The organism is Variimorphobacter saccharofermentans (genome assembly GCF_014174405.1).
In the GTDB taxonomy this organism is placed as follows: Bacteria; Bacillota; Clostridia; order Lachnospirales; family Lachnospiraceae; genus Mobilitalea; species Mobilitalea saccharofermentans.
In genome coordinates this window covers 2,343,973-2,356,232 of the sequence record NZ_JACEGA010000001.1, presented here as the reverse complement: position 1 = coordinate 2,356,232, position 12,260 = coordinate 2,343,973, and the positions used below count along the sequence as shown (strand labels likewise).

6 protein-coding genes and 1 riboswitch are annotated in these 12,260 nt (G+C 37.7%); all 6 genes read left to right on the top strand.

Annotation, left to right across the window (positions count from 1 at the left end):
* The first annotated feature begins 1 nt into the window (after position 1).
* Entirely contained in the window at positions 2-871 is an 870-nt protein-coding gene (locus H0486_RS10370; RefSeq protein ID WP_228352938.1) for a helix-turn-helix domain-containing protein, read from the top strand.
* Between the two features lie 16 nt (positions 872-887).
* Positions 888-964: riboswitch (Fluoride riboswitch) on the top strand.
* Between the two features lie 53 nt (positions 965-1,017).
* On the top strand, positions 1,018-2,193 hold the full coding sequence (locus tag H0486_RS10365) for a cation:proton antiporter (RefSeq protein WP_228352937.1): 1,176 nt from the start codon (positions 1,018-1,020) through the stop codon (positions 2,191-2,193).
* A gap of 165 nt (positions 2,194-2,358) precedes the next feature.
* The gene (locus H0486_RS10360) at positions 2,359-3,201 is read left to right on the top strand and encodes an alpha/beta fold hydrolase (RefSeq protein ID WP_228352936.1); all 843 of its coding nucleotides are present in this window, start codon (positions 2,359-2,361) and stop codon (positions 3,199-3,201) included.
* 442 nt (positions 3,202-3,643) lie between these two features.
* Complete coding sequence (locus tag H0486_RS10355) at positions 3,644-9,691, top strand: sugar-binding protein (RefSeq protein ID WP_228352935.1); 6,048 nt, start codon at positions 3,644-3,646, stop codon at positions 9,689-9,691.
* A gap of 201 nt (positions 9,692-9,892) precedes the next feature.
* The gene (locus H0486_RS10350) at positions 9,893-11,197 is read left to right on the top strand and encodes a GGDEF domain-containing protein (protein ID WP_228352934.1); all 1,305 of its coding nucleotides are present in this window, start codon (positions 9,893-9,895) and stop codon (positions 11,195-11,197) included.
* 72 nt (positions 11,198-11,269) lie between these two features.
* Positions 11,270-12,259 (top strand): nucleotidyltransferase family protein, encoded by a 990-nt coding sequence (locus H0486_RS10345; protein ID WP_228352933.1) that lies wholly within the window; start codon positions 11,270-11,272, stop codon positions 12,257-12,259.
* Position 12,260 lies beyond the last annotated feature (1 nt).

Sequence of the window (12,260 nt, the reverse complement as noted above, 5' to 3'; positions counted from 1 at the left end):
GATGGAGACAACTCAATTTGGAATTAATTTAACTAAATTTCGTAAATTGAGGGGCTTAACACAGGAGGAACTGGCTGTACAGATAGGTGTTTCGGCTCAGGCAATTTCGAAATGGGAAAATGGAAGTTATCCGGATGGAGCATTATTACCAAAAATATCAAAATGTTTAAATGTATCACTTGATATTCTATATGGATTAAAGCCGCCAGAAGAGTTGGATGATATGGTATTAGTGAAATCTATCATTGATGAATTACGAAAGCTTCCGGAGGAGGAGAGGGGACATAGGATTATGGAACTATGCTATCCGATAATCTGTTCCTATTGCGCTGGTTCGGAAGAATACATGGGATTTCCCAATATCGTAAATATTGAAACAGTTGGCGAAGTAAAGACAGACCACGTACTGGCAAGGATGAGGTTGAATGAAGAACTACAATACTTTTGGGTGATACGTATTCCAGAAGAGGGAATCAATAATTATATTAAAATTGATTCCGAGATCTTAGAATTGTTTCAACTTCTGGCTCAGGAGGATTATCTGAAGGTTATTTATTATCTTGCCAGCAGTAAGAGGAACTTTATGCTGACGAAGAAAAAGTTTGCTAAAACCTTGAAGATGAGTGAGCGAAGGATATCTGATATTATAGACAGGCTAGATAACATCGGGATGGTATGGAAGGTGGACATAGAAACAGATGATAAACAGGAGGAAGTATACGGATATTCTCATAATTCAGCATTCGTGATGCTGATGGCATCAGCAAAAGCATATGTCAAATACGGAGAGTATCGGCAACCATTATATGAAAGCTGGACCCATGGGGCTTTTCGAGCTAAGAATATGGATTTTGTTTACAAGGATGAATAAATAAGTATAATGAATAACTGTAAATGGGAATGAAGTTCTCCCCTGGTATGAACCTAAACCGCTTAATAATAAGCTGATGACTTCTGCGAATATTTAGCGCAGATTCATTGGCTTTTTTATTGCCTGCGAAAGATGGAGGAAAAAACATGTTGTTATCGATTTCACTAATATTCCTAATCGGAATGGCAATGGGGAAGATATTTGATAAAGTAAATCTTCCGAAATTACTTGGTATGCTCTTGACGGGTATCCTGATAGGGCCTTATGTATTGAACTTAATATATCCTGCTATTTTGGAGGTATCGACAGATCTAAGGCAAATAGCGTTGATTATCATACTTATTAGAGCAGGATTGAACCTTGACATTAAGGATTTAAAGAAAGTAGGACGTCCTGCAATCCTCATGTGCTTTGTTCCTGCATGCTTTGAAATTACAGGTATGTTGATTATAGCACCTAAGCTTTTGGGGATTTGCCTATTGGATGCGGCAATCATGGGCACGGTAATTGCTGCAGTATCGCCGGCAGTTGTCGTTCCACGAATGCTAAATCTTATGGAAAATGGATATGGTAAAAATAAAAACATTCCTCAAATGATTATGGCTGGAGCTTCCGTTGATGATGTTTTTGTAATAGTCCTATTTACCGCTTTTACCGGATTGGCTCAAAGTGGAAGTATTTCCATTATGCAATTTCTGAAAATCCCCACATCAATAGGGTTTGGCCTTATCGGAGGAGTTATTACAGGGCTAATACTAACGAAGCTCTTTACCATATTTCACATTAGAGATACTGGTAAGGTGATCATAATTCTATCGGTATCCTTTTTGCTTGTTACGCTTGAGCATGCATTGAATGGGATCGTTGGTTTTTCAGGGCTATTAGCGGTAATGGCATTAGGTGCAACGATTCAGCAAAAAAAGTATGAGGTATCGAAACGCCTTTCAAGTAAGTTTTCAAAATTGTGGTTTGGAGCGGAAGTGATTCTATTTGTACTAGTAGGCGCAACCGTGAATATAAAATATGCTTTAAATGCTGGCTTGTTAACAATACTATTGATATTTGGAGTAATGATATTCAGACTAGTGGGAGTATATATCAGTCTATTAAGTACAGAATTGAATATGAAAGAACGTATCTTTTCATGTTTTGCTTATATGCCGAAAGCAACTGTTCAAGCTGCAATCGGTGGATTGCCTTTGGCAATGGGACTGGCTTCAGGAGAGATTATCCTAACTGTAGCAGTAGCATCTATAATTATAACCGCACCGATTGGGGCATCACTGGTAGATAGATCATACAAGAAACTTCTTACTAAGTAAGAATAGATTGAACTTAAATAATGAAATTATTGTATTTTTGTAGTATGATTATTCCAATGGTGGATTTCAAGAATGACCTGAGATTGTATATGGACGTTATAATAATTCATAAGATGGGATTGATAAACAGGTAATATAAAATATTTATAATAGGAGGATTGGATTATGCCAAAGGTTAGTGTTGATAGTAATGTGGAAATCTATTACGAGGAGCTTGGCGAAGGCGACCGATATGTTATATGTACGCAGGTGAGCCATGGGAAATATTCCTTTGAACGTGAACTGGCGAAGAGAGGATTTCATGTATTTCTTTTAACGAATCGCGGCTTTGGACAATCAACCCATATTACAGAGGACTACGGAGATCATTGGTATGATCAGTTTGCAGCTGATGTAATAGCCTTTGCAGACAAGATGGGAATTGATAAGTTTGTCTACTCCGGTTCTTCCCATGGCGCTGGAACTGGTTGGCATGTTGCATTGAATTACCCAGAACGTTTGATTTGCTTCTTTGCAATTGTTCCGGGACCTCACAATTTGGATGAGGGAAAAATGTCTATTCGATCTATGGCAGAGAAAGGCATCCTGCAGGAGCATTGCTTCCGTTACCCCACCGATGATGAACGTATTCTAAGACGTCATGCCGAGGAGGATGCTGCAGAAGCAGCATTAAGAAGTACGCCGGATTATGAGGCAATATACCAGGCTCCGGAAACAAAAGCAATAGATTATGGTCGTCCCTTAAGAGCACTACAAACAGAAGCAAATTTACAAGAAGCGCTTAAGAAAATAAAGCTGCCTGTGTTGATTATCGGTGGAATGGAAGACACAATTTCACGACCTGATTTAATGTTAAGATCAGCAAAATGCTTACCTAATTGTAAACTTGTTATTCATTCCAGAGTAGGACACTCCTTGGATGTTTATGAAGATGCTGCAGATGATGCTGTTAGATTCTATGAAAATGTTATACAAACGGGAAGATATTACAGCCCTATTATAGTGTGACATAGGACGGCTTGTGATAGTTGGAATGTTCACAAGAGATAACCATGAGAATAGAATATTGAATCAAGGGTTCCCAGACATTCGATAAGAGTAATCGAATGCTGGGAACTTTTTTATTCTGTAAGGGTTACATTATCACTTTTGTCATTCACCTGTCACACCCTTATTCCTGTTACTAAGCAGGTTTAACGTTACACCACATATGTCAAACTGTTAAATATATACACTATTCTATAATACAGAGAGAGAATACTGTAAAAAAAGCAATGATTTATTTATAAATACAAAGAATATGTTGATGAACTTTCATTGAATCCTTATGAGACATGTGTTAGCATACAATTGTAAATGTAAAATATTTACAATTCAGTTTAACGATTTACTACCGTTTAAAGCAATTTTATTTGCCACATGAGACTATATTCAGAAAGGAGATGCTTCTATGATGAAAAGTAAGTTCGTAAAACGAATCATTACTATGTTGGCTGTCATTTCCATGATATTTCTTGATCTGACAGGATCGGGAATTCAAATTGTTAATGCAGCAACAACAAAAGATAACCCCGTCTTGCAAGAGGCAACGTACAGATATATTTTGGTAGGGAAATCATATGATTTCAATATTAAAAATAAACCATCAAAAGCATCGTACCAATGGAAGAGTAGCAACAAGGAAGTTGCAAAAGTCAATAATAAGGGTGTTGTGAAAGCAGTTGCCCCAGGTAGTGCATCCATTACCTGTAAGATTACGTCAGGAAAAAAGGCAATCACACTTAAGGCAAAAGTATATGTGAAAAAACCTTCCAAGAATCCGGCTACCAAGATAGCGGTTAGTAATAAGATACAGTCCATGGCGGTGGGTGAAAGCTTTGATTTAAATTGTACTTTTACACCGACAGATGCTTCTGATTTTGTTAACTGGACTTCAAGTGATACGACAATAGCTAGGGTTGATGCGAATGGTGTTGTAACTGCATTAAAAAATGGTAAAGTTACAATAAAGGCAACCACAATTAACAAATCTCGTAAGGATAAAGTAACAATCAGGGTATCACCGGAGGTTACAGTATCAAACCAGGAACAACTGGATCAGGCTTTAACAGCAGGTAAAGCAAGTTCAATTAATATTAGCTCCGATACCGATGCGACATTTAAAATTCCTCAAGGTGATTATTCTGGACAAGAGTTGATTGTCAATGCGCCTAAGGCAGTGATACATAATTATGGAGTATTCCGAAAAATAACAATTCGTGCTATAAGTGATCAAGGTTGGAACGAATTCGCAAAAGGAAACACATTACATGTGGGGGTATCAAGTAAAATTACAATAGAAGAAAATGCGGATTCTACAATTACCGTAGAGAAAAGCAATATAAACATAGGTATGACCATAAATGGAAATTCTTCAATTGATGTATCAAAACCTTGTGTAATCAGTTTTGATGGAAAAACCAAAGAGCAACCTAAATTAAACATTGAAACCACTGGTGTTAGAATTAATGCAGGAATCGCACTTCAGATAAATGCATCCTATCAGGCAGTTCTTAATTTCGAAACAGAAGCTGCTGCCAGATCAAAAATTACTGTAAAAGATACAGATGCAATACCAAAAGTAGAAGGTAATTACAGGGTTAACGTTGAAGTTGATGGTAAGATCCAGAGCATTGGTTCAGATTCACCTTCGACCTCTGGTGGTCAGGGAGGAAGCCCCAATCCTCCGGCTACAGCGAAACCTACACCAACAACAGGACCGGCACCAACAACAGAACCTACACCTACAGAGGAACCTACTCCTACAATTGAGCCTACACCTACTCTGCCAGCAGAAGAGGAGATTGAAGTAGATGAGAAGGGCTTTACTCCTGAAGGAAGAATAGTAGCAAAGTATGGAACTCCTAAAATAGATGGTGAAATTGATGACATTTGGACGAATGCAATTCAGATTCAACCTCCGCATACGAATAATGCGGCAGTACAAGCAACTGCAACATTTAAACTGCTATGGGATGATAATGCACTTTATGTCCTTGCCCAGGTGAATGATCCTAACATGACACAGGAACCTCGTCAAGCCCATGAGAAGGACTCTATTGAAATATTCCTGGATGAAAATAATGATAAGACATCCTCCTATGGTTCTGATGATTTACAATTCAGAGTAAATTACGAGAATGTTCAATCGGCGGGTAATGGTGATCTCAGTCGCTTCTATACTGCAACCAAGACAGGCGATGGAAGCTACATTGTAGAAGCAAGAATTGAATTCCAGAGCATTGCAGTTAATAATAAGATTTGTGGTATGGAACTGCAGGTAAATGACGGCATCGGAACGAGCAGAGCAGGAACGATTACCGTATTTGATACCACCGATAGTGCATGGAGCAGGACATCTGTATTTGGTGAAGTCATACTCACCGGTAAGAAGGATGGAGATGTTCCAGGACTCAATCCATATAAATTAATCAAGTTAATCTCTTCTGCTGAGAAGATGCAGGTTACAGCAGCTTTGTTTACTGAGAACCTGAAGGCGGCTAAGGATGTAGTTACAAAGGATACATCAACTCAAATGGATATTGATACTGCCTATGATACATTAAATCGTGTAATTACATTTGTAAATGCAGTTACAAAAGCAGCAAATATGGATTTGTCCGTATATCAGACTGAGAGTGCAGCTGCTGTTAAGAAAGTAGTCGAAGAAGCAGAACAACTGCTGGCAAAGGGTAACACATCAGCTGATCAGATGGATGAAGCAATTGCTGCAATAGATAAAGCTGTCGCAGAGTTAAAGATAATCGGCTTAGACCAGAATGGTAACATGGTTGCTAAGTTCGGTTCACCAGTGATTGATGGTGATATTGATCCAGTATGGGATAAGGTTAACTTTGTTCCGGCAACAGCATCTGGTTCCGGATCAACGGACACAACAGCGAAATATAAAGCGTTATGGGATGATAAGGCACTCTATGTTTTAGCAGATGTTACTGATAATGCTTTGGATGTAACATCAGGAACTGTTTATAACAGAGACTGTGTTGAAATCTTCCTGGATGAAGGTAATAACGCGATAGAGAACATCTTTGATCTTGATGATACCCATTACAGAATCAGCTGTGAGAACAGTCTTTCTGCGGATCGCGGTAGCTTAGACCGGTTGTATACTGCAGTATCTAAGAAAAAGAATGCCGAAGGTAAGGTAATAGGTTATATTGTGGAAGCTAGAATTTCCCTTCAAAACCCCGCAAGAAGCAACAATATCTATGGCTTTGAGCTACAGTTAAATGATGCTAAGGGTGGAAACAGAACCGGTACCTTAAATGTATTCGATAAAACAAGCACTGCTTATGCAAGCCCAACGAGATTTGGTAAAGTTGTTCTTAGTGAAAAGGAAGCAGGAGATGTTATTGGCTTTAATAAGTATGATTTATTGAAGCTGGTAAGTATCGCCAATGATATTGAACTAGTTCGTTATACGGATGATACGGCTTCAAAGGTAATAGAACTGGTGGCTCAGGCAGACGCAACAATCGCTACAGGTGATCAGACTCAGGTCGATGCCCTGTATGCTTCTTTGAATCAGGCAATTAGAGACCTTGTTCATAAAGACATAAAAGACATAGATCCTGCTATATCAAAGATCAAGGAGTTCAGAAGAATTCCTGCCGAATATCTTACTGCAGCACCTTATGATGATACGGCAAAAGGAACTGTTGTAAGAGACTACTATGACACTTATGAGTATAGTGATAACGGAGAACGGGGAAATGCAGTGCAAAAGAATATGCTGGTATACCTTCCAGCAGGTTATAATCCTGATGATAAGAATACCAGATATAATGTATTATACCTAATTCATGGTACATCCGAAGATCAAAATACAGTCTTTGGCGATGATAATCCGAATGTAACGACTGTAATGAAGAAAGTTCTTGATATGATGATAGCCAATGGCGAACTTGATCCGATGATCATTGTTACCCCCTACTATAGAGGTATGGAATCTGGAAGACTACAATATGAAATAGTTAATGAGATAATGCCTTATATAGCAACAAAATATAATACGTATGCTGCATCAGGTTCTAAGGATGATCTGAAAGCAGTAAGAAATCATTATGCAGTGGGTGGTTTCTCTCAAGGATCGAGCTGTACTTTTACGATTATGAGAAATTGCTTTGATTATTTCAAGTATTATCTGCCAATCAGTGGTGGTCCGGGAAATACTGATTTTACCAGTGTCGTAAAAGGCTATGCCATGAATGACTACTATGTATTTGCATCTACCGGTACGGATGACATTGCTTATGGTGGAATGGTAAATGCAATTCCCGCTATGGCCGATTATAAAGACAGTGAGGGCAATCCAATCTTTAATTACAATGCAGATTTATCACAGGGTAACCTATACTTACTATTACTGCCAGATGGAACTCATACATGGCAATGTGTAAATCAGTACTTATATAACATATTACCGGATGTGTTCTTTGCTGAAAAAGGAGCAGTCGATCCAGATATCGTAACGGATGAAAATGGATTTACAGCGGATGGAAGAATTGTTGGTAAATATGGTACACCTAAAATAGATGGTGAAATAGACGAGGTTTGGAATAACGCAATTGAGATTAAGCCTCCGCATATCAACAATGCAGCAGTACAGGCAACTGCAACATTTAAGGTATTGTGGGATGATAATGCCCTTTATGTTCTAGCCAGGGTAAAAGATCCTAATATGACAGTTGCACCGAGTCAGGTTCATGAGAAGGATTCTATCGAAATATTCTTGGATGAGAATAATGATAAGACCTCCTCGTATGGTTCTGATGATTTGCAATTTAGAGTAAATTATGAGAATGCCCAGTCATTGGGTAGTGGTGATCTCAGCCGATTCTATACAGCTACAAAGACCGGTGATCAAGAATACCTTGTTGAAGCCAGAATTGCATTACAGAATGTTGCTACCAATAATACAATATATGGCATAGAATTACAGGTGAATGACGGCATCGGAACGAGTAGAGCAGGTACAATTACCTTATTTGATACAACGGATAGTGCATGGAGGAACCCAGCCGTATTTGGTGAAATAATACTTACCGGTAAAAAAGCCGGAGATACTCCTGGACTAAATCCATATAAATTAATGGCATTAATTGATACCGCAAGAAATACGGATACAACCGGATTTACAAAAGGTGTAGGAGCTCTTACGGTAAGAATTGAAGCAGCGAATACAGCAGTTATTTCTGCTACAACTCAAGCCGAATTGGATGCAGCATTTAATGCATTGAACGATGTAATAACCTTTATTGGTGTCATCCAAAAATATGCTGGATTAAACTTAGACTTCATCAATAATGGTGAAGAGATTAAGAAAGCAGTAGCAGCCGCAGAAGATATTCTTGCTAAGGCTGATGCAACAAATGATCAAATGAAGCAGGCAAGTGCTGAATTGGATGCAGCAATTGCTGGTATTGGAAGCTACAGCTTAAAGGATGTATATGCAGATAAATTCTTAATTGGGGCAGCAGTTCATTTGAACGGATTAGCTGACACAAATTATACACAGAATTTATTATCGCAATACAATAGTATTACAGCGGAAAATGATATGAAGCCGGAAGCATTATTAGATCGAGTTGCCACGGTATCCGGAGGTGCAATTAAGTGTGACTTTACTAAGATGGACGAATATTGCAATTTTGCTGTTGCTCATGGCCTGAAAATGAGAGGACACACCTTCGTATGGCATAGTCAGACACCAACCTGGTTCTTTAAAGAAGGCTTTGAGGATAATGGTGCATATGTAGATGTAGCAACGATGGATATCCGTTTACAACAGTTCATGGATGAGGTATTTGGACACATTAAAGAGAATTATCCCGATCTATTCTATGCATATGATATATGTAACGAAGTGGTATCTTCCATGAGTATGGGTTCAAACCATTGGAAAACAGTTTATGGAGACTATTCTTATGTTACAAAGGCTTTTGAATTTGCCAGAAAAGCTTCAGAAGGTACTGGAATTAAGCTATACTACAATGATTATAACGAATATGATGAAGGAAAGGCAGAAAAGATCATTGAGCTGTTAGCGGATGCCAAAGCAGCAGGTAATGTTGATGGTATCGGTATGCAAAGTCATGTAAATATCTATTATCCACCAATGGATCAATATAGAGACACAATTGAGAAATTTGCTGCAGCAGGTTACGAAGTTCAGATAACAGAGCTTGATATTGCAACATCAATTGACGGTAATGGACCTGCACCGGATTCAGCGATGGCAGCAAAACAGGCGCAGATCTATAAAGATTTGTTCCAGATTTATATTGATTACAAAGATATTATCTCCTCTGTAACATTATGGGGTATCAATGATCAGCATTCATGGCGTGGATCACAGGATCCATTGATCTTTGACAGAGAATATAAAGAAAAAGATTCATACTGGAATATTATATCTGTTGGTTTGGCAAAAGAATAGATTAACTCCGTATCGAATGGATCTTAAACGCCATATGAAATAAGATGTATTGTACCTCCTAAGATTTGAGAAAAGCTAATCTTAGGAGGTACTTTTATTTGAAAATAACTATTGGGTGGGGTATAATTGAAATTAATTAAAACCTAAGGCAAACCTGGATAACTGGAGAACTGTATTCCAACCGAAAGTGAGGAATTAATAATGAACGTGAATAAATTAGAAGAGTTTACTCTAGAGGATATTTCTGAACTTTTTATTGAAAAAGTAGATACGATCCTAATTGTTAATGCTGAAATTGACAGCTATAGATGTATTTCTAAAAAGGGGATATTTATAGATATTATTGAAGATAGCGGTAATTATCATGACCTCATTGAAAAACTATGGTTTCACCTAAGTAATTCGAAAAAAATTACAAGCGATTATCAAGTCTTTGTTCCGTCATTCGGTAAATTCCATGGCAAATATAGTAAAAGATTAAAGCTTGTATATAACAATATTCCACATATCATTCAAATGACAATATATCCTATCAATGATAAAAACATTTATATGCTCATTCTCGACGAACTTGACAACAGCGAATATATACAGGAGTACCTGACCAATGAAAAAATAAATAACATTCAGAACACATACCTCTTCTCCATGTATGTTGATCTTATCAGGGATACAACAAACAGTATTAGTATTACGGAAATTTCTGAGGAGCCTATGAATGCAACCGAATTAAAATATTCTAACTGGCGTATGATGATTGTAAACATGATTTGGTACGAGGACCAGCCTCTCTTTCTCGAACACACAGATCCTGATTATCTGAAAAAGAAACTTGCACCGGGAAGAACTACATCGTTTGACTGTCAGATGCAAAATCTTGATGGAAAATATATCTGGGTCAAGTTGATTTTCAGCCGTGCCGAAACAAATAATAATGATGATTTCAGATTTGTATTCCTGGTTCAGGATATACACGAAAATTCTCTTGAAATATTGTCTACCCTTAAAAAGAATGAAGAACTTGCTTCAAAGGATTCCTTAACGGGTGTATATAACCATGGCAGAATTGAGACCGAGCTTTATAATGCGATTGAAAACAGTAAAGAAATCGAACGACCCCTTTCTATAATGATGATGGATATTGATTACTTTAAGACAATCAATGATATATATGGTCATTCCATAGGGGATATCACATTAAAGCACTTTGCTGTAATTGCCTGTGATTTTTTGAAATCCTATAATATTAAAATCGGACGTTGGGGCGGAGATGAATTTGTAGCCGTATGCTATAATATAGATGCTGCTGAGCTTACGGCTATCGCTGAAAATATGAGAATGAGAATTTCCGAAGAGAGTTTCGATACGGCTGGAAATATTACCTGCAGTATCGGTATAACTGGAATAAATAAAAATGACAAGGTTAAAGGGGCGTTCGATCGTGTTGATAAAGCATTGTACTTGGCAAAATCAAGTGGAAGAAACTGCGTTAAGGTTGAACGATGAATAAGGTTATACTTTAAGTACGAAGGATAGGAGAGTTCATCTGTAAGAACATGAACAGATGCAAAGAAAGTTATGATAAAATTAAATGATTATTTATATTCAGGTGATACGGTTCTTAAAATATTACAGAGATATTCTAAGGATTTGAAACAGTCAGCGATAAAGACTCATAATCAGATCGATCTTATGCACTGTAATTTTCTGCTTCAGATTATGGAACTATTACAGCACAACGAATTCCTGACTTCGCAATCTCAGAGGATTAGGGATTTTTATAAATATATGGCAAATGAATATCCGTTTCTTGCGTTTACTTTTAAAGGTAGAATTAAATCTCTGATACGTGCGGAAGCCAAATTTAATGGATACATTGTGGAATATATTTACGAGTATTATATGAAACATGGTACTTATCCAACTCTTCCTGAACTGAAAAACTATTTATCCTGCTTTCGGGACTTGATAGCTTATAGAATTGTGATTTCCCTTCCTAAATGTCATTTGAAAGAGAATGAGATACTCGCGGATGAAGAAATTAAGTATTTATATGATGTCGCAAACCAGTTGCCCGCCTTTATGGAGGAACGTGGATTTACCGCAGAACTGGCTTATCTTGGGGAGCAGAAAAAAACCCCTCTGTTAAGAGAGAGCGTAAGCCCGTACTATAGGGATTATGTTATTAATCCGGAGACCAATGGGTATCGTTCGCTACATATAACATTCTATGATAACATTGCCCGTTGTTATGTGGAGGTGCAGCTTCGCACGAAAGAAATGGATGACTTCGCTGAAATTGGTCCAGCCAATCATTTGGGCTATGAAAAACGACAGGAGAGAGAAAGAGCAAAACGAGATGCGATTCCAAAAGGAGAAAATATATATTTTGATGATGCTTATGAAAGGGGTATCGCGTTACAGAAGCTTGAATTAGCAAAATTGGATGTTAATATGTTTTCAGCAATGGATAATTCGCTGATTAACGATGGCTGTGGCCTGTTTCGCGGAAGACTGATCCTCCCGTATGAACATCTTTCAAGATTTCAGAATGACCTTGTTGATTAGT